This is a genomic window from Variovorax gossypii (assembly GCF_003965815.1).
GTDB lineage: Bacteria > Pseudomonadota > Gammaproteobacteria > Burkholderiales > Burkholderiaceae_C > Variovorax > Variovorax gossypii.
The window spans coordinates 225,693-248,552 of sequence record NZ_RXOE01000008.1 but is presented as its reverse complement, the minus strand read 5'-3'; the positions used below and the strand labels follow the sequence as shown (position 1 = coordinate 248,552).

Below are 22,860 nucleotides of genomic sequence, written 5' to 3'. Positions count from 1 at the left end.
ATCGACCCGTCAACAATTGTCAAAAATTCGCATCAAGCTAGGCAGGCTTCACCCCCGGAAAAGGATGAAGCCTCCGCATTCCCAATCAATGCGCCGGAACCAGAAAATCCTGGCTGATCCGCACACCCAGCTCATTCACGCGATCGAGGAATTGCGTGAGATACGCATGCAGCCCCGTCGCCAGAATTTCGTCGACGCGCGCATATTGCAGATCGGCAAGCAGCTTTCCGGCGCGGCGCTGGGTTTCGGCGCTCTGCTCGTTCTGCACCTTCGCGAGGTTGTTGACCACCTCGACCAGGCTGGCGTGCAGCGAGCGCGGCATGTCGGCGCGAAGAATGAGCAGCTCCGCCACGCGCTCGGGCTTGATCACGTCGCGGTACACCTTGCGATAGACCTCGAAGGCCGAAACGCTGCGCAGGATCGCGCTCCAGTGATAGAAGTCGTATTCCTGATCCTCCTCGGTGGCGGCGCCGAAGAACTCGCTGTTGAGGGCGTGGAACTTCACGTCCACCAGGCGCGCGGTGTTGTCGGCGCGCTCCAGGAAGGTGCCGAGGCGCGAGAAGTAGAAGGCCTCGTCCTGCAGCATGGTGCCCAGCGTGACGCCGCGCGACAGGTGCGAGCGGAACTTGACCCATTCGAAGAACTGGCCGGGGTCGCGCTCGAAGTCGCCCGAGCGCAGCATGCGGTTGACTTCGAGCCAGGTGGTGTTCTGCGTTTCCCAGGCTTCGGTGGTGAGCGCGCCGCGCACGGCGCGAGCGTTCTCGCGAGCGGCCTTGAGGCAGGAGACGATCGACGAGGCGTTGCTCTCGTCCTTGACCATGAACTCCATCACCTCCTTGGGCGCGATCTGGTCGTACTTCTGGTTGTACCAGGGCAGCAGCTCGCTGATGGAAAGCACGCCCTGCCAGCCGTACTTGGCCACTTCGGCGGACTGCGGCAAGAGCGAGGTCTGGTAGTTGACGTCCAGCATGCGCGCGGTGTTCTCCGCGCGCTCGGTGTAGCGGGACATCCAGTAGAGATGGTCGGCGGTACGTGACAGCATCTTCGTTGTCCTCCTACGATTGGCTTTGCGACTGCTCGGCCGCAGCCTTGGGCTTGGGGGTTCGGTCGGCCTCGAGGATCCAGGTGTCCTTGGTGCCGCCGCCCTGCGACGAGTTGACCACCAGCGAGCCTTCTTTCAGCGCCACGCGCGTGAGGCCGCCGGGCACCATCTGCACCTCGCTGCCCGAGAGCACGAAGGGCCGCAGGTCGATGTGGCGCGGCGCGATGCCGGCGTCGACGAAGGTGGGCGAGGTCGAAAGGCTCAGCGTGGGCTGGGCGATGTAGCCGTCGGGCTTGGCGATCACGGCCTTCTTGAAGTCCTCGATCTCGGCCTGCGTGGCGGCCGGGCCGATCAGCATGCCGTAGCCGCCGGCGCCGTGCACTTCCTTGACGACCAGGTCCTTCATGTTGTCGAGCGTGTATTGCAGCTCGTCCTTGTTGCGGCACATGTAGGTGGGCACGTTCTTCAGGATCGGCTTCTCGCCGAGGTAGAACTCCACCATCTTCGGCACGTAGGGGTAGATCGACTTGTCGTCGGCCACGCCGGTGCCCACCGCATTGCAGATGACGACGTTGCCGTCGCGGTATGCGCGCATCAGGCCCGAGCAGCCCAGCGTCGACGTAGGCCGGAACACCTCGGGGTCGAGGAAGTCGTCGTCCACGCGGCGGTAGATGACGTCGACTCGCTTCGGCCCGCGCGTGGTGCGCATGTAGACGAAGTTGTCCTTGACGAACAGGTCCTGCCCCTCGACCAGCTCCACGCCCATCTGCTGGGCGAGGAAGGCGTGCTCGAAGTAGGCGCTGTTGTACATGCCGGGCGTGAGCACCACCACCGTGGGCTCGGCCGTGGCCGGCGGCGCGCTGGCGCGCAGGGTCTCGAGCAGCAGGTCGGGGTAGTGCGCGACCGGCGCGATGCGGTTCTGGTTGAAGAGCTCCGGGAAGAGCCGCATCATCATCTTGCGGTTCTCGAGCATGTAGCTCACGCCGCTTGGCACCCGCAGGTTGTCTTCGAGCACGTAGTACTCGCCGTTGCCCGAGGCATCGGGGGCACGCACGATGTCGATGCCGGAGATGTTCGAGTAGACGTTGTGCGGCACGTTCACGCCCATCATCTCGGGGCGGAACTGGGCGTTGTTCAGGATCTGCTCGGCCGGGATGATGCCGGCCTTGATGATTTCCTGGTCGTGGTAGACATCGTGAAGAAAGCGGTTGAGCGCCGTGACGCGCTGCACCAGCCCTTTTTCCATGCTCGCCCACTCGTGGGCGGGAATGATGCGAGGCAGCAGGTCGAACGGTATGAGCCGCTCGGTGCCGGAGCCGTCCTCGTCCTTGGCGCCGTACACCGCGAAGGTGATGCCGACCCGGCGGAAGATCATTTCCGCCTCTTCGCGTCGCGAACGCATCACCTCACCGGGTTGCTTCGCGAGCCATTGGTCGTAGCGCTTGTAATGCTGTCGGATCGCAGCTCCAGCGTAGGGAAGCTGCTCGTACATCTCGTCAAATTTGTGCATGGAACGACCAATCTCCTTGAGTTCATAGCTTAGCAAGTTCAGGGCCAGTAGAACCCCTGATGCCAAGGCCGGAGACGGGTCGGATGATCTTTCCGCGCTCAGGTCGCGGGGCCCTCCTCGCTCGTTTCCTGCTTCTTGCGGGGCGACAGAAATTCCTTGATGCGCTCCCCGCTCTCGTCGCCGTAGAGGCTGGCCAGGAAGGACTCGCGCTCGGCCTCGAGCTGCTCGCGCCGGCTGCGTCCGCGCGCCGAATACACCAGCTGCTTGATGCGCGCCTGCACCTCGAACGGGCCGCGCGCGAGTTGCTGCGCCCAGGCGAGAGCCGTGGTGCAGGCTTCCCCGTGCGGCACGACCTTGTTGACCACGCCCAGCTCGTGCAGCCGCCCGGCGGTGCAGGGCGTGCCGTCGAGCAGCATCTCGAGCGCGGCCTGCGGCGGCAGCGCGCGCACGAGCGAATCGGTGCCGCCGCCGTCGGGCGACAGGCCGACGTTGACGTACGACATTGCGAACTTCGCGTCCTCGGCCGCCACGATCAGGTCGCAGGCCAGGCACAGCGAGAAGCCGCCGCCCATCGCCGCGCCCTCCACCGCCGCGATGACGGGCTGGGGCGCCTCCTGTATCGCCATGATCCATTCGTGCAGCGCGCCGATGTGGCCGTGCTGCTCGGAGGCCGGCAGCTTGCGTTGCCGCGCAAGGCGGCGGAGGTCGCCGCCGCCGCTGAAGTGTTCGCCCTCGCCGCACAGGACGATTGCGCGCACCGTGCGAAAGCCCGAGGTGGCCCGCATCGCCTTGGCGGCTGCACGATAGACCGACGGATTGATCGCATTGCGCGCAGTCGGATTGCTCAGCGTGAGCACGAGCACCGGACCTTCGCGGTGCATCTTGAGCCGCGCGCCCGGCGCAGGCGCGGCGCTCACGCTGGTGATGGCCGGAACCGCTGTCGTCATGAAACGCACCCCGCAGTCATGCCCCACCTGAAGCGTGGACGGTTGTACATGTTGCCCCCTGGTTGTCGAGTTGTAGCCAAACGATACAACGCGGAAGGCCCCCGCGTGGATTCATAAAAAGAGTACTTTCAAGCTACTTTTGACAATTAGTTCACGATTTCAAGAATCCGGCGGCTCCGACGGAGACAAGCGATGCTGCCAATACCGGGCGCGGCGCTCGCGCTCGCAGGCCACCTCGGCGGGACGGGCGCTGCTCCAATGCGCGGCGCCGCAGCGGGTGTTCTCGACCAGCTGCACGCCCCGGTCCAGGTAGCGCGCGACCACCTCCGGCGCCGGATGGCCGAAGCGGTTGCGGTACCCCGCCTGCACGAGCGCGATGCGAGGCTGGACCGCGCCGAGAAACGCTTCGCCCGACGAAGTCCTGCTGCCATGGTGCGGCGCCAGCAGCACGTCGGCGCGCAGCAGTTGCGGCGTGCGCATGACAAGCGCGGTTTCCTGCAGCCGCTCGATGTCACCGGCCAGCAGCGCCGATGCGCGCCCGTTGTCGATGCGCAGCACGCACGACACGGCATTGGGTTTGGTGAAGCTCCTGTAGTCGCTCTCGAACGGATGCAACACCTCGAAGCGCACGCCGTCCCAGGTCCACGCCTGCCCGGCCTCGCAGCGCCGTGCCGGGCGCACCGCCTGCAGCGGGTGCGCGGCCTCGATGGAGCTCAGCAGCGCGGCGCCCGGCTGCATCGCGAGCACTGCGGGCGCGCCGCCGATGTGATCGGCATCGCGATGGCTCACCACCAGCGTGTCGAGGCGCTCGCCGTAGGCCCGCAGCAGCGGCACGAGCACGCGATGGCCCGCGTCGCTCTCCAGGCTGTAGCGCGGACCGGCGTCGTAGAGCAGGCTGTGCGTGGCGGTGCGCACCAGCACCGCGTTGCCCTGGCCCACGTCGGCTGCGAGCAGCTCGAACTCGCCCACCGCGGGCCGGGGCGCCTGCCAAAGCAGCACCGGCAGGAGCAGAGGAACGCCGAGGCTGCGCAGCGACCATGGCAGCCGCATCGCCAGCAGCGCGCCACCGCCCACGCCGCAGGCGGCCATCCACAGCGGAGGCGCCGCCATAGACAGCGTGGCATGAGGCAGGCCGGCCAGCCATTGCAGCAGGAGCGCCAGCACATGCACGGCCCAGGCCGCGAGATCCCACAGCGTGGGAACGAACACGCCGAGCATGGCAAGCGGCGTGATGACGAGCGTGACCCACGGAATCGCCACGGCATTGGCCAGCAGCCCGACCAGCGACACCTGTTGGAACAGCAGCAGGCTCAAGGGCGTGATCGCCAGCGTGATGGTCCATTGCTCGCGGAAGAACCGGAGCATGCGCAGGGCCGCGCCGGCCTTCTGCCCGTCCGACGGCCCATCCGTGGCGAAGAGCACGCCCACTGCCACGAAGCTCAGCCAGAAGCCGGCCTGCATCAGGGCCCACGGGTCGAGCGCGACCACCACGGCGGCCGTCAGCAGCCACACGTTCGGCCACGGCCAGCGCCGGCCCGTGAGGCGCAGCAGCCCGACCGTCGCAAGCATCCAGACCGTGCGCTGCGCGGGCACGCCCCAGCCACTGAAAAGCGCATAGAGCGTGGCCAGCAGCACGCCGCCGACCAGCGCGGCCTGCTGCGCGGGCAGGCACAGCATCAGCCGCGTGCCCCGCCGCCAGAGCAGGCCCACGGCATGGGCCGCCAGCCAGGCGAACATCGTGACGTGGAGGCCGGAGATCGACATCAGGTGCGCCACGCCCGTGGCGCGGAACACGTCCCAGCCCGCACGGTCGATGGCGCCCTGGTCGCCGGTGACCAGGGCCGCGATCACGCCGGCCCTGGCGCGGTCCGGCACGCGCTCGAAGACGGCATCGCGCACCGCCTCGCGAGCTCTCTCGACGGGATGCCACCAGGTGTTTTCCAGCAGCACGGGATCGGCGTCGCGCGCGCCTGTTCGTACATGGCCGCTGGCGTGGAGGCCTTGCTCCCACATCCAGAGTTCGCTGTCGAAACCGTGGGGGTTGCGGTTGCCGTGGGGTGCTCTCAGGCGCACTGTGAGCTGCCATCGCTCGCCGGCGTGCGGAAAGCGGTTGGTATCCGACGACGGCATCGGGCTCCCGGAAGCCCGGCTCCACAGGCTGGAGCCGTCGGCGTACCAGCCGAGGGCGATGCGATCGGGTACGGCAGGTAGTCCGGCGATTTCCGGGTCGGCCCAGCGCGCGGACTCGACATCGAGACGAAACCGCGTTCCGGCTTCGCTGCGCTGGGGCATCTCCGACACGACGCCCGTGAGCCGGAGGTCGCGCCCTTCGAGCGACGGGTCGAGCGCGCCGCCCAGGTAGGCCGTCGCGCGCCATCCAGCGAGCCCCGCGCCGGCCATTGCGCCACATGCGAAGGCGACGATCACGAGCGCCCTGCCCGGCATGCGCCGCCACCATGCAGCGGCGACGCCGAGGCCCGACAAGCCCATGTAGATCCATGCCGGCCAGAGCGCTTCCTGCTGCAACTGCAAGGCCGCCCCGACGAGCGAACCACCCAGCGCGGCGAACGCGCGAGCCCCGCCCACGGCACTGCCGGACGCACGCGACGGCGTCATCGGACGACTCCCGAAACCATGATGCAAACCCTCCCCAGACTCACGCTCAGTGGCGCGTTAATTGCTAAGCATCTGGGCTAGTATGCGTCTCACCAGAGACATCTTCTCGATGCAATCTGCCAGCTCTGCACACAAAAACGCATGTCCATTCACGCCGCTCTCCACCACGTCACCCACTACAAGTACGACCGCCTGGTGCAGCTGGGCCCGCAGGTCGTGCGCTTGCGGCCCGCGCCGCATTGCCGCAGCAACGTCATCTCGTATTCGCTGCGCGTCGAGCCGGCCGAGCACTTCGTCAACTGGATGCAAGACCCGTTCGCCAACTACCAGGCGCGGCTCGTGTTTCCCGAGAAGACGCGCGAGTTCAAGGTCACTGTCGACCTCGTGGTCGAGATGGCGGTCTACAACCCCTTCGACTTCTTCCTCGAGCCGCAGGCCGAGAACTTCCCCTTCAAGTACAAGCCCTCGCAGGCCGAGGAGCTCGCGCCCTACCTCGTGGCCGACCCGGTCACGCCGCTGCTGCAGGCCTACCTCGACAAGATCGACCGCAAGGAGCAGCGCACCATCGACTTCCTGGTCGGCATCAACCAGCAGGTCCAGAAGGACGTCAACTATCTCATCCGCATGGAGCCCGGCGTGCAGACGCCGGAAGAAACGCTCACCAACGGCAGCGGCTCCTGCCGCGACTCGGGCTGGCTGCTGGTGCAGCTGCTGCGCCACTGCGGACTGGCCGCGCGCTTCGTCTCGGGCTACCTGATCCAGCTCACGCCCGACGTGAAGGCGCTCGACGGCCCGAGCGGCACCACCGTCGACTTCACCGACCTGCACGCCTGGTGCGAGGTGTTCCTGCCCGGCGCCGGATGGATCGGCCTCGACGCCACATCGGGCCTGCTGGCCGGTGAAGGCCACATCCCGCTGGCCTGTACGCCCACGCCTTCGAGCGCCGCGCCCATCGAGGGCGGGGTCGACGAATCCGAGGTCGAGTTCGGCCACGAGATGAAGGTCACGCGCATCTACGAATCGCCACGCGTCACCAAGCCCTACACCGAAGACCAGTGGGCCGAGGTGCTGGCCCTGGGCGACGCGGTCGATGCGCGCCTGAAGGCCGGCGACGTGCGCCTGACCATGGGCGGCGAGCCCACCTACGTGGCCACCACCGACCGCGACGCGCCCGAGTGGAACACCGACGCGCTCGGCCCCACCAAGCGCGGCTACGCCACCGAGCTCGTGCACAAGCTGCGCGCCGAATACGGCCAGGGCGGCTTCCTGCATTTCGGCCAGGGCAAGTGGTATCCGGGCGAGCAGCTGCCGCGCTGGGCACTCTCGATCTTCTGGCGCGCCGACGGCCAGCAGCTGTGGCACGACCCTGCCCTCTTCGCCGACGAGCGCTTTCCCACGCACTACACGAGCGAGGACGCACGCCGCTTCACCAACCTGCTCGCGCAGAAGCTGGGGCTGACCGAGCGCTACATCCAGCCGGGCTACGAGGACATCTACTACTACCTCTGGCGCGAACGCCGCCTTCCCGTCAACGTCGACCCCTTCGACTCGAAGCTCGACGACGAACTCGAACGCGTGCGCCTGCGCCGCGTGTTCACGCAGAAGCTCGACGCGGTGATCGGCTACATGCTGCCCATCGAGCCCGGCAACGCGAACGGTGATGCTCCCGCGCTCGCGGGCCCGGCCTGGAAGACCGGCCCCTGGTTCCTGCGCGACGACAGGCTCTATCTCATTCCGGGCGACTCGCCCATGGGCTACCGCCTGCCGCTCGACTCGCAGCCGTGGGCCAGCAAGGGCGACTACCCCTACCTGATCGAACGCGACCCCACCGCGCCGCGCGGCGCTCTGCCGAGCTCTGCCGACTACCGTGCGCGCTACGCCGTGGGCACGGGTGAAATTGGCAGCGCGGGCGCAGACCTCGGCGCCGTGCCCTACGCCTTCGGCACGCCGCCCGTCGTGCCCTCTGCATTGCGCATGCAGACGCCGGGCGCCGCGAGCGACGGTGAAGGCGACGGCGCGGACGACAACGACGCCGCCGACTCCCTCTCGGCCCGCCAGCCCCGCCGCGGCGAATCGGCCCACTGGATCACGCGCACCGCGCTGTGCGTCGAAGTGCGCGACCCGCGCCGCGCCAACGGCCCCGCCGCCGAGAAGAAGGGCGATGCGTCGGGCGTGCTCTACGTCTTCATGCCGCCGCTGGCCCGACTGGAAGACTATCTCGACCTCGTGGCCGCCGTGGAAGCCACCGCGCGCGACCTGGGCGTGCGCATCGTGATGGAAGGCTATCCGCCGCCGCGCGACCCTCGCCTGAAGATGCTGCAGGTCACGCCCGACCCGGGCGTGATCGAGGTCAACATCCATCCGGCGCACAACTGGAAGGAACTGGTCGACCACACCGAGTTCCTCTACAACGCCGCCTTCGAAACCCGCCTGTCGGCCGAGAAGTTCATGACCGACGGCCGCCACACCGGCACCGGCGGCGGCAACCACTTCGTGCTGGGCGGCGCAACGCCCGCCGACAGCCCCTTCCTGCGCCGGCCGGAGCTGCTGGCCAGCCTGCTGCTGTACTGGCACAACCATCCGTCGCTGAGCTACCTGTTCTCGGGCATGTTCATCGGCCCGACGAGCCAGGCGCCGCGCGTGGACGAGGCGCGCAACGACCAGGTCTACGAGCTGGAAATCGCGCTGAAGGAAATCGCGAAGAACCGCGAGATCTACGGCCAGAACATGCCGGCGTGGCTGGTCGACCGCACGCTGCGCAACATCCTGATCGACGTGTCGGGCAACACGCACCGCAGCGAGTTCTGCATCGACAAGCTCTACTCGCCCGACTCCAGCACCGGCCGCCTCGGCCTGCTCGAGCTGCGCGCCTTCGAGATGCCACCGCATGCGCGCATGAGCGTCGCGCAGCAGCTGCTCATCCGCGCGCTGGTGGCCCGCTTCTGGAATGAGCCCTACAAGGCTCCCGTCACCCGCTGGGGCACCGAGCTGCACGACCGCTTCCTGCTGCCGACTTTCGTGAAGATGGACTTCGACGACGTCATCAGCGAGATGCGCCAGGCCGGCTTCGCCTTCGACCCCGACTGGTTCGCGCCGCACTTCGAGTTCCGCTTCCCGCTGGTGGGCCAGATGCAGGCCATGGGCGTGGAGTTCTCGCTGCGCAACGCGCTGGAGCCCTGGCACGTGATGGGCGAGGAAGGCGCGGCCGGCGGCACGGTGCGCTACGTCGATTCGTCGCTGGAGCGCATCGAGGTGCGCGTGACCGGCCTGAACGAGAGCCGCCACGTCGTCACCGTCAACGGCAAGGTGCTGCCGCTGCAGCCCACGGGCGTGGCCGGCGAGTTCGTGGCCGGCGTGCGCTACAAGGCCTGGAACCCGCCCTCGTCGCTGCACCCCAGCATCAAGGCCCATGCGCCGCTGACCTTCGACCTGGTCGACACCTGGATGAAGCGTTCGCTGGGCGGCTGCCAGTACTTCGTCGCCCACCCGGGCGGGCGCAACTACGAGACCTTCCCGGTCAACGCCTACGAGGCCGAGAGCCGCCGCCATTCGCGCTTCACCCGCACCGGCCACACGCCCGGGCTGCTGCGCACGCCTCCCGCGACCATCGAGCTGCCGGGCAGCCGCGAATTCCCGTTCACGCTCGATCTGCGGCGCTGAAGGGGACATTCAGCACACTGCCCGAACGGCCACCCCGTGACGGCAGTGTGACAATCCATCCCCTGTGGAACCTTTGAACGAATCCCTGTTCGACGCCCAGGCACTGGAGTTTCCGGCGGCCCTGGCGTCGGCGCTCGCCCCGCCCGCCCTGCCCGGCCACTACGACGAACTGCGCGGCCAGGCCACTCCGGTGGCGCCCGTCCGGCCGGCGCCCGGGCCCGCGACGCCCCCCGCCCCAGCCGCCCCGCAGCTCTACGATGCCGCGGCCGAGCGGCCGGTGGCAGCCGGCCAATCGCAGTCTCAGTCCCAGTCGCAATCCCAGACACAGACGCAGGCCCCGGCAAGCGAGCAGCCGCCCCTCACCCCCGCCTGGAACGCCTTTTTCGAACAGCTCGGCCCGGGCGGCTTCAACGACCTGCCTCGGCGCGCGGCCAGCCTGGAGCGGCAGATCCGCGACAACGGCGTCACCTACAACGTGTATGCCGACGCCAACGGCCCGCAGCGGCCATGGTCGCTCGACCTGTTCCCGCTGATCGTCTCGCCCGAGAGCTGGAGCCAGATCGAGGCCGGCGTGCTGCAGCGCGTGCGCGTGCTCGACCGCGTGATGGCCGACGCCTACGGCCCGCAGCAGCTGCTGGCCGAAGGGCTCATTCCCCCGGCGCTGGTACGCGGCCACCCCGGCTACCTGCGCGCGCTGCACGGCGTGAAGCCGCCGGGCGACACCTGGCTGCACATCGCCGCTTTCGACCTCGCGCGCGGCCCCGACGGCAACTGGTGGGTGGTCTCGCAGCGCACCCAGGCGCCCTCGGGCCTGGGCTACCTGCTGGAGAACCGCCTCGCGATCACCCGGCAGTTTCCGCAGGCCTTCGAGGCGCTGCACGTGCAGCGCCTGGCCGCCACCTACAGCGCCATGATGGAAGGCCTGCAGCGCATGTGCCCGGCCGGCGTGCCGCCGCACATCGCGCTGCTCACGCCCGGCCCGTACAACGAGACCTACTTCGAGCACGCCTACCTAGCGCGCTACCTGGGCATCACGCTGGTCGAGGGCAGCGACCTCACGGTGCGCGACCAGCGGCTCTACCTCAAGACGCTGCAGGGCCTGCGCCCGGTGCACGGCCTCATCAAGCGGCTGGACGACCAGTTCCTCGACCCGCTGGAGCTGCGCCCCGATTCCACGCTCGGCGTGCCGGGCCTGCTGCAGGCGATCCGCGCGGGCAACGTGCTGGTGGCCAACATGCCGGGCTCGGCGTTTCTCGAATCGCCCGCGCTGCTGGGCTTCCTGCCGGGTCTGGCGCGCCGGCTGATCGACGAGAAGCTCATGCTGCCCGCCCTGCCCACCTGGTGGTGCGGCGAGCGCGCCGCGCTCGAATCGGTGCTGCCGCAGCTGGGCGACTGCGCCATCAAGCCCACCTACCCCGGCTTCGACGGCCGCGCCAGCTTCGACGCGGTGCTCGGCAGCCAGCTCGGCCGGCGCGAGCTCGACGAATGGGCCGGCCGCATCGTGCGCGAGGGCGACGTCCACACCGTGCAGGGCTACCTGCCGCTGTCGCAGATGCCCACCTGGGCCAACGACATGGGCCCGGGCCACATCGCGCCGCGCGCGGTGATGCTGCGCGTCTTCGCGGTGAGCGACGGCGCGCGGTCGTGGCGCGTGCTGCCCGGCGGGCTGGCGCGGCTCACCGAGCCCGATGCGCAGTTCGCCTCGATGCAGCGCGGCGGCAGCAGCGCCGACGTGTGGGTGCAGACGCACGGCGAGGTCGACCGGACCACGCTGCTGCAGCCGCACAGCACGCCGGCCTCGCTCGCGCGGCACCGCGCGCCGGTCACCAGTCGCGCGGCGGAGAACATGTTCTGGCTCGGCCGCTACACCGAGCGCGCCGAGAACGCCGTGCGGCTCGCCCGCCTCACGCTCAGCCTGCTGGGCAGCGAGGACCAGTCCTCGCGCCCGCTGCTCGAATGGCTGCACCACATGGCGCTGCGCAATGCGCTGGTGCCGTCGGGCGTGCCGAGCGCGCCGCAGTCGCGCCGCGTGTTCGAGCGCGCGCTGATCGCCGAGCTGGGCGACGTGACGCGAGGCGGCAGCGTCGGCTTCAGCCTGCGCTGCATCCGGCAGGCCGCGGCGGCGGTGCGCGAGCGCCTGTCGCAGGACAACTGGAACCAGATCGTGCGCACCGAGGCCGACTTCCTGCGCCGTGCCGCCGAGCAGGCCGACGAAGGCAGCTTCGCCGCCAGCGCCGCTCTGCGCGCACTCGAATCCGCCAGCACCGCGCTCGCCGCCATGACCGGCGCACAGACCGACCGCATGACGCGCGACGATGCCTGGCGGCTGCTTTCCATCGGCCGCCACATCGAGCGGCTGGGCTTCCTGGCGAACGCGCTGGAGGCCGGCTTCGACAACGGCGCGGTGCACGAGGTGAGCGGCTTCGAGGCCATGGTGGCGCTCTTCGACAGCACCATCACCTTCCACGCCCGCTACCAGCAGCGCCGCGACGTCGCCACCATGGTCGACCTGCTGGTGCTCGACGCCGAGAACCCGCGCTCGCTGGCATGGGTCACGCAGACCCTGCGCGGGCGCATCGCGCGGCTGGCCGGCAGCGCGCCGGGCAAGCTGACGGCGCTGTCGTACGAGCTGCCCGACCCCGCCGGCTGGACGCTCGAGCACCTCTGCGCCGCAGGGCCGGATGCCGACTATCCGGAACTCGTGAAGCTGCTCGCCAGCTGCGAGGCGGCGGCCTACCATGTGTCCGACGCCATCGGCACGCGCTACTTCACGCTGACTTCCGAATCGCTTCGCTCCGTCGGAGCGTGAACTGGTACTCCCCCATGCTTCGCGCATTTCGTGTCGCTTCGCACACCCCCTCACCGGGGGCAACGCCTGCGGCCCGGCAAAGCCGGTTCCGCGGCGTTTCTCGATAAACCCCAAGGAGGCACCCATGCTCGACAACAACATCAACCGCCGCTTGGCACTCACCGCCGCGGGCCTCTTCGCGGCTCTGGCCATCGCCGGCTGCAGCAAGCAGGAATCCGCGTCCGCCCCCGCCGCCGGCGCGCCGCCCGCACCGGCCGCCGCGCGCGTGCTCGTGGTGGGCACCGACGCCGCCTACACGCCCTTCGAGTCGCAGAACGACAAGGGCGAGATCGTGGGCTTCGACATCGAGGTGGTGAAGGCGGTTGCGCAGAAGGCCGGCTTCGAGGTGAAGTTCGTCAACACGCCGTGGGAAGGCATCTTCAACTCGCTCGACCAGGGCGACCGCGACCTGCTGGTGTCGGCCATCACCATCACCGACGAGCGCCGCCAGACCATGGACTTCTCGCAGTCCTACTTCGATGCGCGCCAGCTCATCGCCGTGCGCAACGATGCGCCCATCACCAGGTTCGAGGACATCAAGACGCTGAAGGTCGGCGTGCAGAACGGCACCACCGGCGACGAGGTGGTGGGCAAGCTGCTGGGCAAGTCGAGCACGGCCATCAAGCGCTTCGAATCGACGCCGCTGGCGCTGAAGGAACTGGAGGCCGGCGGCGTGCAGGCCGTGGTGGCCGACAACGGCGTGGTGGTGCACTACCTCGCCAACAACACCGCCGGCGGCTTCAAGACCGTGAGCGACACGAGCTTTCCGGTCGAGAAGTACGGCATTGCCGTGAAGAAGGGCAACGCCGAGCTGCTCGCCAAGATCAACCAGGGGCTGGAGGCCATTCGTGCCGACGGCACCTACGCGAAGATCTACGCTTCGTACTTCGGCTCCGAGTCGAAGTAGGCAGGCGACGCAAGCCATCCAACGGGCATCGGCCATGCTGCTCCACGTCACCCACGAAACGCGCTACGAATACTCGCCGCCGGTCGAGACGGCACAGCACCTCGCGCACCTGAAGCCGCTGGCCACCGGTTCGCAGAAGCTCGTGAGCCACAAGCTCGCCATCGATCCCGCGCCCGCGCAGCGCAGCGAGCAGGCCGACCTGTACGGCAACACGCGCGCCTTCTTCGCGCTCGAGGCCACGCACGACCGGCTGGTGGTCACGGCCGAGAGCGTGGTCGAGACCTCGGTGCCCGTGCTCTCGCCCGCCGTGGCGCGCGACCTGCCCTGGGAGGCCGTGCGCGAGCGCTTCCGCTTCCGCAAGGACGCCACCTTCGACGCGGCTTCGGAATTCGTCTTCCCCTCGCCCTACGTGCCGCGACACGACGACTTCGTGGCCTACGCACGCGCCAGCTTCATCCCCGGGCGTCCGACCTTCGACGTGGCGATGGACCTCACCGAGCGCATGTACGAGGACTTCGCCTACGACGCCGACAGCACCGAGATCAACACCCCCGCTGTCGAGGCCCTCGCGCAGCGCAAGGGCGTGTGCCAGGACTTCGCCCACATCATGATCGCGTGCTTCCGCACCATGGGCCTGCCCGCGCGCTACGTGAGCGGCTACCTGCTCACGCAGCCGCCGCCCGGCCAGCCCCGGCTGGTGGGCGCCGACGCCTCGCACGCGTGGGTGTCGGTGTACCTGCCCGGCGAGGACGACGGCACCGGGGGCAGCCCCGGCGACTGGGTCGACTTCGACCCCACCAACGGCCGCCAGCCCGGCGAGGACTACGTCACGCTGGCCATCGGCCGCGACTACTCCGACGTCTCGCCGATGCGCGGCGTACTCCATGGCGGCGCAAGGCACACGCTGAGCGTCGGCGTGACCGTGCAGCCGGTGGGGGAAGTGGTCGATGGCCTGCCGCAAACACAGACACAATCGCCTTCCCAAGACAAGGAGTCTCCATGAGCGTTTACGACAAACTTTCCAGCCTCGGCATCACCCTCCCGCCCGTCGCCGCCCCCGCCGCCGCGTACGTGCCCTTCGTGCAGACCGGCAACCTCGTGTTCCTCTCGGGCCACATCGCGAAGAAGGACGGCAAGGTCTGGACCGGCCAGCTCGGCGCCAACATCAGCACCGAAGAAGGCAAGCAGGCCGCGCGCGCCATCGCCATCGACCTGCTTGGCACGCTGCATGCGGCCGTGGGCGACCTGAACAAGGTCAAGCGCATCGTCAAGGTGATGAGCCTGGTCAACTCCGTCGGCACCTTCACCGAGCAGCACCTCGTGACCAACGGCGCGAGCGAGTTCTTCGCCGAAGTCTTCGGCCCCGAGAAGGGCGCGCATGCGCGCAGCGCCTTCGGCGTGGCCCAGGTTCCGCTGGGTGCCTGCGTGGAGATCGAGCTGATCGCCGAAGTCGGCTGATCCCTCCACTCGCAGGATTCGAGGCTTGGCAGCGATGGTCGCCAAGCCTCTTTTCATTTGGCACCATGACATTGACTTCAACCGAATTCATCGATCAGGCCATGCGGGACCCAGTCAATGCCGCGCTGATGTCGCGGCTGCCAGGCCTCGGCCTGCAGCAGGGTTTCCTGACAGCCGGCAGTCTCTTCCAGGCGACATGGAATCACCTCTCCGACAAGCCACCCGGGTGGGGCGTGAAGGACTACGACGTCTTCTATTTCGATGATTCGGATCTCTCGTGGAATGCCGAAGACGCCGTGATCCGGCGCGTGCACGAAGCGGTGGCGGACCTGGGGGTGTCCGTCGAGGTGAAGAACCAGGCGCGCGTTCACCTCTGGTACGAGAAGCGATTCCACTCGCCCTATCCTCGACTCCGCTGTTCGCGCGACGGCATCGATCGCTACCTGATCGCCTGCACCCGCGTCGGCATCGACCTTGCTTCCGGAACGCTTTACGCACCCGACGGGCTTGGCGATCTGGCAGCAGGCATCCTGCGCATGAATCCCTTGCTGCCGATGCGCGAGCTTTTCCTCAGGAAGGCTGGCGACTATCAGGCGAGATGGCCATGGCTTCAGGTGGTTGTGCCTGAATCCGTGCAGGCCGATTGACAGGCCAGTTGCACTTCAACTCGGCTCGCGCTCGAACGCTCGGGTATCCCGCCGTGTGGCAGCGATGTGTGTTCTTTCCCGCCGGCCGCGAAGCTTGGCGGGTCGAGTCCGACGCCAGGCCGGCACCCTCGCACGCCCCCGCTGCACTGCCTCGACAACAAGCGCTGGCTGCGCAGAATTCCGATGCGCCTCGAAGCGCGCTTCCTTCTGCTTCAGGTAGTGCATGAGCACGTGCGAGACCATGTTCAGCCCGAAGGTGCCGAACGCGGCCGGAAAGATGTAGAGCGCGATCGACAGCTCCGAGGAGAAGACGATGTCGTCGGCCAGCGAAGGCGTGGCCTGCGCCTCCAGAGAAAGCGCCCGCAGCAGGAAGATGTCCATGCCCGCGAGCACGATCAGCAGCAGGCCGAAGGCAAGCACCGTTCTCTTGGAGAACTCGCGCCGCACGAAGAGCGTGATGAAGATCGCGCCCGGGATGACGAGCGAACACAGCACCAGCACCCAGAAGCGCACCTGCGTGAAGAGGCTGGCATCGGACAGTGCATGCATGGTGGCCGATTGAGCCACGAAGCGCGCGCAGCAGTTTGTCCGGCAGGTGAAGCGCCGGTAAAAGCGCCTCTCAAATGGTGAAGCCCCTCTAGGCGGCCGCCTTCGCGCGCGTTCCGGTGAGCGTGGGCATCTCGGTCGCACTGGAGTTGACGTTCACGCTGCGGTCGAAACGCAGGTACGGCCCGGAGAAGCGGCACACCGCGGTGTCGCGAAAGGCCGACTCCACGAAGGTCCAGGTCATGACGAAGGTTCGCGCGTCGAGCCATTCGCCGCTGGCCACCACGCGCATCACGTCGGGCTGGTACTCGTGGTGCAGCTTGTTGCCGGTGATGGTGGTGTCGCCTTCCACCGGCTTGCGCAGGCCGACCTGCACCTTGTGCGTGCCGCGCTCGTCCTCCATGGTAAAGGTGCAGGCCTCGCCGGAAGCGGCGAAGTCGAGCTGCATCGACTTGATCTTCTCGGGGTTGTCCGCGAAGTCGTAGCGCCGGCCGGAGACGTTCGCTGCAACCGGCGAGCTCGTCGGCTTCACAGGAGGCAGCAGATGCAGCGCGCGCGTGCGGGCCTTGAGCGCGGCGTTGTCCTTCTCGCTGGCGGGCACGCCCGAGGCCGGGCCGAAGGCCGCCGGAAAGTGCTTGTAGAGCATGCCCGCGTTGAAGCCCGCCTTGGGCGGCAGCGCCGAGTTGAGCGCGAGCACCGCGTTGTGCTCCGGGAACACCACCGAGTACTGGCCGAAGAGGCCATCGGCGTTGTAGGCGCCGTTGGGGCCCAGCCACCACTGGTAGCCGTAGCGGTCCTTGGTGTGCGGCGCGTGCACAGAGTCGACCCATTCCTTCGTGAGGATCTGCTTGCCGTTCCACATGCCGTTCTGCGCATGCAGGATGCCGAGCTTGAGCGAGTCGACCGTCTTCCAGCTCAGGCCGTTGGCGCCGGGCGAGATGCCCTCGGGGCCCACGTCCCACTCGTAGCCGGTGATGCCCAGCGGCTCGAAGAAGCGCGGCTTGAGATAGTCGGCCACCGATTGACCGGTGGTCTTGGTGACGATGGCCGAGAGCATGTAGGTCGCAGCGCTGGTGTAGACGAACTTGCTGCCCGGCGCATGGACCACCGGGATCTTGAAGAACTCCGCGATCCAGCTCGTGCGGATCGGCCGCCACACCGAGCCCGACACCATCGACTCGTGGCCGGTGCGCATGGTCAGCAGGTCGCGCACCGTCATGGCCGCGAGGTTGGCGCTGACCGCGGGCGGCAGATGCTCGGGAAAGAAAGAGACGACCTTGTCGTCTGGCTTGAAGCGCCCCTCGGCGATGGCCATGCCGACCGCGCACACGGTCACGCTCTTGGTCAGCGAGTGCGTCATGTGCCTGCGCTCGGGCTTGTACGGGTCCCACCAGCCCTCGGCCACCACATGGCCGTTGCGCCACAGCATGAAGCCGTGCAGCTCGAACGCGCCGCGCTCAGCGTCGTCGAGGAAGGCGAGGATCGACGCCGGCGAGATGCCCTGCGCCTCGGGCCGGCTTCGCGGCAGGCCGTCGGAGAAGGCGGCCGTGCTCGCGGCGCCGGTCGCTGCCCAGCCGATGCCCGGCAGCGAGGCCATGGCGGTGCCGCCGAGCGAAAGGCGCAGCAGGCCGCGGCGCGAGATGGAAGAGGAAGAAGGTGCTGTTGTTGTAGTCGTCATCGTTGTCTCTTGAATGCTCCTGGAGGCTCCGTCCTGCCGCACGGAGGGATGCACCAGTTTCGTGCGGAGACCTGTCAATCGCCTGTCGCCGACGGCAGGGGAAACCCGGGAACCATCGGGAAAAAACCACCACGCTGACACAGGCTGCGTACCTTCGGCCAACGGGAAAACGCTAGGAATGCGCCTCCGCGTTGTTCCTACAGTCGATCCCGCCCCGAAAGGGCGAGGCGGGACACGACAACAAAAGGAAGAAGCGCCATGGAATTCGACTACGTCATCGTGGGCGGCGGCTCCGGCGGCGCCACCCTGGCCAGCCGGCTCAGCGAAGACCCGGCCGTGCGTGTCTGCCTGGTAGAGGCCGGCGGCGACGGTCGCGGCATCCTGGTGCGGGCACCGGCCGGCGCGGCGGCCATGATCTCGGGACGCCCGCGCATCAACAACTACGCCTACCACACAGTGCCCCAGCCCGGCCTGAACGGGCGCCGCGGCTACCAGCCGCGCGGGCGCTGCCTGGGCGGCTCCAGCGCCATCAACGCCATGCTCTACGTGCGCGGCCATCCCGACGACTACGACGACTGGGAACGCGCCGGCTGCAAGGGCTGGTCCTTCGACGACGTGCTGCCCTTCTTCAAGCGCGCCGAGGGCAACCAGCGCGGCGAGAGCGCGATGCACGGCGCCGGCGGCCCGCTGCAGGTGGCCGACCAGCAGTCGCCGCGCGAGATCGGTGAGGCTTTCGTGCGCGCCGCCATGGAATGCGGCATTGCGCGCAACGACGACTTCAACGACGGCGTGCGGCAGGAAGGCGCCGGGCTCTACCAGGTCACGCAGTTCCACGACGGCGCGAAGAACGGCGAGCGCTGCTCGGCGGCGGCTGCCTACCTGCACCCGGTCATGAACTCGCGCTCGAATCTCACGGTGATGACCGGCGTGCAGGCGCAACGCGTGCTGCTCGACGAGCGCCGCGCCACCGGCGTCGAGATACGTCGCGACGGCGAGATCGACACCCTCTTCGCACGCCGCGAGGTGGTGCTGTGCGGCGGCGCCTTCAACTCGCCGCAGCTGCTGATGCTCTCGGGCATCGGTGACCCGGAAGAACTGGCGCGCCACGGCATCGAGGTGCGGCACGCGCTGCCGGGCGTGGGGCGCAACCTGCAGGACCACGTCGACTTCATCCTCTCCTATCGCACGAAGGAAAAGGGCCTGCCCGGGCTCGGCCCCGCCGGCCTGCTCAACTTCGCGAAGGCGATTCCCGAATGGCGGCGCAGCGGCAAGGGGCTGGTCGCCACGCCCTACGCCGAGGCCGGCGCCTTCATCAGGACAGATCCCGGGCTGGGCAAGCCCGACCTGCAGCTTCACTTCGTGATCGCGCTGGTCGACGACCATGCGCGCAAGCTGCACGGAGGCTTCGGCTTCTCATGCCATGCCTGCGTGCTGCGCCCCAACGGACGCGGCGACGTGCGGCTGAACGACGTCAATCCGGCGTCGGCGCCGCGCATCGATCCGAAGTTCCTGTCGGACGAGGAAGACGTGGCGCGGCTGCTGGCGGGCGTGAAGAAGATGCGCGAGATCCTGCGCGCGCCCGCGCTGCAGAAGTACCGGCAGGCCGAGCTCTACACGGCCGGCGTGAACACCGACGAAGAGCTGCTCTCGCACATCCGCTCGCGCGCCGACACCATCTACCACCCCGTGGGCACCTGCAAGATGGGCACCGACGCCATGGCAGTGGTCGACGCGAAGCTGCGCGTGCACGGCATCGCGAACCTGCGCCTGGTCGATGCCTCGGTGATGCCCACGCTGATCGGCGGCAACACCAATGCACCGACGATCATGATCGCCGAGCGTGCCGCCGAGTGGATGCGCGGCCCGCTCACCTTCGACCGCGCCGAGCTCGACGCTAGACGGCCCGCGACGATCCCCGCACCACCAGTTCTCCAGGCAGCAGGAGCTGGCGCGGCGCAGCATCCAGCCCCCGCAACCGTTCGATCAGGCATGTAGCGGCCGCGCGGCCGATGGCATCGGTGGGCTGCGCCACGGTACTCAGGCCGGGCCCGATGAGCGAGGCCCATTCGGGATCGTCGAAGCCCACGAAGCCGAGGTCGGCGCCGAACTGCCAGCCCAGTCGCGCCATCGCCTGCGCGATGCGCAGCGTGACCACGGCATTGCCCGCGACCACCGCCGCGCGACGGCCGCGCTTCGCACGCTGGCGCAGGGCGCGCAGGGCCTCGTCGAGCGCATCGGTCTCCCCTTCGACGGACTCGAACACCTCGCCTGCCACGCGCGGCTCGTGCGCGGCCACGCAGGCGCCGAACGCCGCCGTGCGTTCGCGCCGCGAGCTCACGCCCTTCTGCGGCTCCGTGACGTAGAGCAGCTCGCGGTATCCGCCCTCGACCAGATGGCCGCAGGTGGCAGCCATCGCGGAATGGTTGTCGAGCGAGACGAAATCGGTGTGCATGCCCGTGTGGCGCCGGTCCACCAGCACCGCGGGCTTGCCGTGCAGCGTGACCGCGTCGACCACGTTGCTGCCGCGCCCGAGCGTGTTGAGGATGAAGCCGTCGACCTGGTAGCCCGCGAGCGCGTCGATGGCCTCGCGCTCGCGTTCGCTCTCGTTGCCGAGGTTGAACAGCATCACGAGGTAGCCGGCGTCCTGGCAGGCCTTCTCGGCGCCGCGCAGCACCGCGACGGAATACGGGTTGGTGATGTCGGCCACGATCAGGCCGACGAGCCGCGAGCGGCCATGGCTCAGCGCCTGCGCCATCGGACTGGGCGAATAGCCCAGCTTGGCGATGGCGACCTCGACGCGAGCGGCGATGTCGGGGCTCAGCAGACGCTCTCGGTGATTGAGGAAGCGCGAGACGGTGGCCTTGGAGACGCCGGCGGCTTCGGCGACATCGGCGATGGTGGCGCGGCCCGTGGGCTTCATGGTCTTGCTCCTTCCCCCTCTGGGGGAAGGTCGGGATGGGGGCAGGCAGAGCGCTCCGTGGATGCGCCGCTTGCCCCCACCCCGGCCCTCCCCCAGCGGGGGAGGGAGAAAAGCCTGGCACCGGTCATGCGCTTGCCGTGTCGTACGGCGCCGTGGGCTTCTCGCCCGCCAGCACCTGCAGCAGATTGGTTGTCGCGAGCTCGGCCATGGCATGGCGCGTCTCGTGCGTGGCCGAGCCGATGTGCGGCAGCGGCGTCACGCGCGGATGGGTACGCAGCGGCGAATCGGCCGGCAGTGGTTCCTTCGCGAACACGTCGAGGCCGGCGGCGCGCAACGTGCCGTGGTCGAGCGCATTCAGCAACGCTTCTTCGTTCACCGTGGCACCACGGCCGCCGTTGATGAAAGCCGCGCCGGGCTTCATGCGCGCGAAGAAGGCGGCGTCGATCATGCCGCGCGTGGCGTCGGTCAGCGGCAGCATCGCGAGCACGATGTCGGCGCGCGCGAGCAGGTCGTCCAGCGGCGTGTGCGTGGCGCGACCCTGCAGCTCGGGCGCCTGCGCGGCCAGGTCGACCGGGCGGCGCGAGTGGTACAGCACCGGCATGCCGAAGCCCAGCGCAGCACGGCGTGCCACGGCCTGGCCGATGCGGCCGAAGCCGAGGATGCCCAGCGTCTTGCCGTGCACGTCGGTGCCGAAGAGTTCCTCGCCGATGTTCTTCGTCCAGCGGCCTTCGCGCACCATGGTCGAGAGCTCGACCACGCGGCGCTGCGTGGCCATGAGAATCGCGAACACCGTGTCGGCCACCGTCTCGGTGAGCACGTCGGGCGTGTGGCACAGCACGATGCCGCGCTTGTGGAGTTCGGCGAGCGGGTAGTTGTCGACGCCGACGGACACGCTCGAGATCACCTGCAGCTGCGGCGCCGCGTCGAGCAGCGCGGCATCGACCGGGTGGCTGGAGCCGATCAGCCCGTTCGCGGTGCGCAGCGCGGCGGCAAAGGCCTCGGGCTCCTTGCGCGGATCGGCCACCACCACGTGGTGCACGGCCTGCAGGCGAGCCAACTGGTCTGCGGGCAACGGGCGGAAGACAAGGACGTTCTTCTGTTGCGTCATGGCGTTCAGAGCCCCGCTTCCTCGAGCTGCGCCCGCGTCGGCAGGCCTTCGGTATCGCCCAGCACCTGCACGGCGCGCGCGCCGATCCAGGCGCCGCGGCGCACGGCGTCGGGAACGCTGCGGCCTTCGAGCAATGCGCTCACCACGCCGGCCGCGAAGCCGTCGCCGGCGCCCACGGTGTCGATCACTTCCTTCACCGGGAAGCCGTCGACACGGCCGGTGCCGGCCACGTCGCTGTCGTAGTAGGCACCCTCGGCGCCAAGCTTCACGACCACCAGCTTCGCACCGCGCTCGCGGTAGAACTTCGCCACGTCTTCCGGCTTGGTGTGGCCGGTGAGCAGCAGGCCCTCCTCGATGCCGGGCAGCACCCAGTCGGCGCGCGAGGCGAGCTCGTTGACCCAGTGGCGCATGGTCTCGGTGGACGACCACAGCGTGGGACGCAGGTTGGTGTCGAAGGAGATGGTGCGGCCGGCGGCGCGCATCACGTCCATGCTCTTGAGCGCGGCCTGCAGGCTGGTGTCGGAGATGGCGGCGAACACGCCGGTGGCGTGCAGGTGGCGCGCCGAGCGCAGCCAGGCCTCGTCGACATCGGCCGGGCCCATGTGGCTCGCGGCCGAGCCCTTGCGGTGGTATTCGATCGGCGGATCGCTGCCGTCGGTGACGCGGCCCTTGAACTGGAAGCCGGTGCGCTGCGTCGCGTCGGTGATCACGTGCGAGCAGTCGATGCCTTCGGCGCGCATCGCGGCCAGCAGCGCGCGGCCCATCGAGTCGGTGCCGAGCCGGCTGGCCCAGCCCACCTTGAGGCCCAGGCGCGAGAGGCCGATGGCCACGTTGGTCTCGGCGCCGGCGGTGCGCTTGTGGAAGGACTGTGCGTCCTCCAGCGGGCCGGGCCGGTCGGCCACGAGCAGCAGCATGGCCTCGCCGAAAAGCGCGACGTCGAAGGCAGCGGGTTCCGTCATGTGTTTTCTTGTGT

16 protein-coding genes are annotated in these 22,860 nt (G+C 68.7%); 7 read left to right on the top strand and 9 right to left on the bottom strand.

Going from position 1 to position 22,860, the window contains the following annotated elements; genetic code table 11:
- Positions 1-85: 85 nt before the first annotated feature.
- The 4 genes from EJP69_RS24935 to EJP69_RS24920 all read right to left on the bottom strand — a co-directional run bounded on the left by EJP69_RS24935 (position 86) and on the right by EJP69_RS24920 (position 6,115).
- Positions 86-1,042 (bottom strand): alpha-E domain-containing protein, encoded by a 957-nt coding sequence (locus tag EJP69_RS24935; protein ID WP_019656032.1) that lies wholly within the window; start codon positions 1,040-1,042, stop codon positions 86-88.
- Positions 1,043-1,055: 13 nt separating this feature from the next.
- Complete coding sequence (locus tag EJP69_RS24930; RefSeq protein WP_093203071.1) at positions 1,056-2,552, bottom strand: circularly permuted type 2 ATP-grasp protein; 1,497 nt, start codon at positions 2,550-2,552, stop codon at positions 1,056-1,058.
- Between the two features lie 98 nt (positions 2,553-2,650).
- Positions 2,651-3,499, bottom strand: coding sequence for an oxepin-CoA hydrolase, alternative type (locus tag EJP69_RS24925; protein WP_126472913.1), 849 nt, complete (start codon positions 3,497-3,499; stop codon positions 2,651-2,653).
- A 159-nt stretch (positions 3,500-3,658) separates the two neighbouring features.
- Positions 3,659-6,115 (bottom strand): DNA internalization-related competence protein ComEC/Rec2, encoded by a 2,457-nt coding sequence (locus EJP69_RS24920; RefSeq protein WP_126472912.1) that lies wholly within the window; start codon positions 6,113-6,115, stop codon positions 3,659-3,661.
- Positions 6,116-6,256: 141 nt separating this feature from the next.
- Here EJP69_RS24920 and EJP69_RS24915 point away from each other — a divergent pair, with 141 nt between their 5' ends.
- The 6 genes from EJP69_RS24915 to EJP69_RS24890 all read left to right on the top strand — a co-directional run bounded on the left by EJP69_RS24915 (position 6,257) and on the right by EJP69_RS24890 (position 15,635).
- Positions 6,257-9,775 carry a transglutaminase family protein gene (locus EJP69_RS24915; RefSeq protein WP_126472910.1) on the top strand — a complete coding sequence of 1,173 codons (3,519 nt, stop codon included), beginning with the start codon at positions 6,257-6,259 and terminating at the stop codon, positions 9,773-9,775.
- A 64-nt stretch (positions 9,776-9,839) separates the two neighbouring features.
- Positions 9,840-12,584 carry a circularly permuted type 2 ATP-grasp protein gene (locus EJP69_RS24910; protein ID WP_126472908.1) on the top strand — a complete coding sequence of 915 codons (2,745 nt, stop codon included), beginning with the start codon at positions 9,840-9,842 and terminating at the stop codon, positions 12,582-12,584.
- Positions 12,585-12,708: 124 nt separating this feature from the next.
- Complete coding sequence (locus EJP69_RS24905) at positions 12,709-13,530, top strand: basic amino acid ABC transporter substrate-binding protein (protein ID WP_126472906.1); 822 nt, start codon at positions 12,709-12,711, stop codon at positions 13,528-13,530.
- A 34-nt stretch (positions 13,531-13,564) separates the two neighbouring features.
- Positions 13,565-14,533, top strand: coding sequence for a transglutaminase family protein (locus EJP69_RS24900; protein ID WP_093203086.1), 969 nt, complete (start codon positions 13,565-13,567; stop codon positions 14,531-14,533).
- A complete protein-coding gene (locus EJP69_RS24895; protein ID WP_093203089.1) occupies positions 14,530-14,988 on the top strand; it encodes a RidA family protein in 459 nt (152 codons plus the stop codon). The genes EJP69_RS24900 and EJP69_RS24895 overlap by 4 nt, the downstream gene beginning before the upstream one ends.
- 65 nt (positions 14,989-15,053) lie before the next feature.
- On the top strand, positions 15,054-15,635 hold the full coding sequence (locus EJP69_RS24890) for a nucleotidyltransferase family protein (RefSeq protein ID WP_126472904.1): 582 nt from the start codon (positions 15,054-15,056) through the stop codon (positions 15,633-15,635).
- Positions 15,636-15,650: 15 nt separating this feature from the next.
- On the opposite strand, the gene EJP69_RS24885 is transcribed toward EJP69_RS24890, so the two are convergent.
- On the bottom strand, positions 15,651-16,184 hold the full coding sequence (locus EJP69_RS24885; RefSeq protein WP_206169380.1) for a hypothetical protein: 534 nt from the start codon (positions 16,182-16,184) through the stop codon (positions 15,651-15,653).
- Between the two features lie 88 nt (positions 16,185-16,272).
- Positions 16,273-17,859 (bottom strand): serine hydrolase domain-containing protein, encoded by a 1,587-nt coding sequence (locus EJP69_RS24880; RefSeq protein ID WP_126472902.1) that lies wholly within the window; start codon positions 17,857-17,859, stop codon positions 16,273-16,275.
- A 258-nt stretch (positions 17,860-18,117) separates the two neighbouring features.
- Here EJP69_RS24880 and EJP69_RS24875 point away from each other — a divergent pair, with 258 nt between their 5' ends.
- Complete coding sequence (locus tag EJP69_RS24875; RefSeq protein WP_126472900.1) at positions 18,118-19,854, top strand: GMC family oxidoreductase; 1,737 nt, start codon at positions 18,118-18,120, stop codon at positions 19,852-19,854.
- Here EJP69_RS24875 and EJP69_RS24870 read toward each other — a convergent pair.
- The 3 genes from EJP69_RS24870 to EJP69_RS24860 all read right to left on the bottom strand — a co-directional run bounded on the left by EJP69_RS24870 (position 19,754) and on the right by EJP69_RS24860 (position 22,846).
- Positions 19,754-20,779, bottom strand: coding sequence for a LacI family DNA-binding transcriptional regulator (locus EJP69_RS24870; RefSeq protein ID WP_093304013.1), 1,026 nt, complete (start codon positions 20,777-20,779; stop codon positions 19,754-19,756). The genes EJP69_RS24875 and EJP69_RS24870 overlap by 101 nt on opposite strands.
- Before the next feature lie 124 nt (positions 20,780-20,903).
- Positions 20,904-21,887 (bottom strand): 2-hydroxyacid dehydrogenase, encoded by a 984-nt coding sequence (locus tag EJP69_RS24865; protein ID WP_126472898.1) that lies wholly within the window; start codon positions 21,885-21,887, stop codon positions 20,904-20,906.
- Positions 21,888-21,892: 5 nt separating this feature from the next.
- Entirely contained in the window at positions 21,893-22,846 is a 954-nt protein-coding gene (locus EJP69_RS24860) for a sugar kinase (RefSeq protein ID WP_125951841.1), read from the bottom strand.
- Positions 22,847-22,860 lie beyond the last annotated feature (14 nt).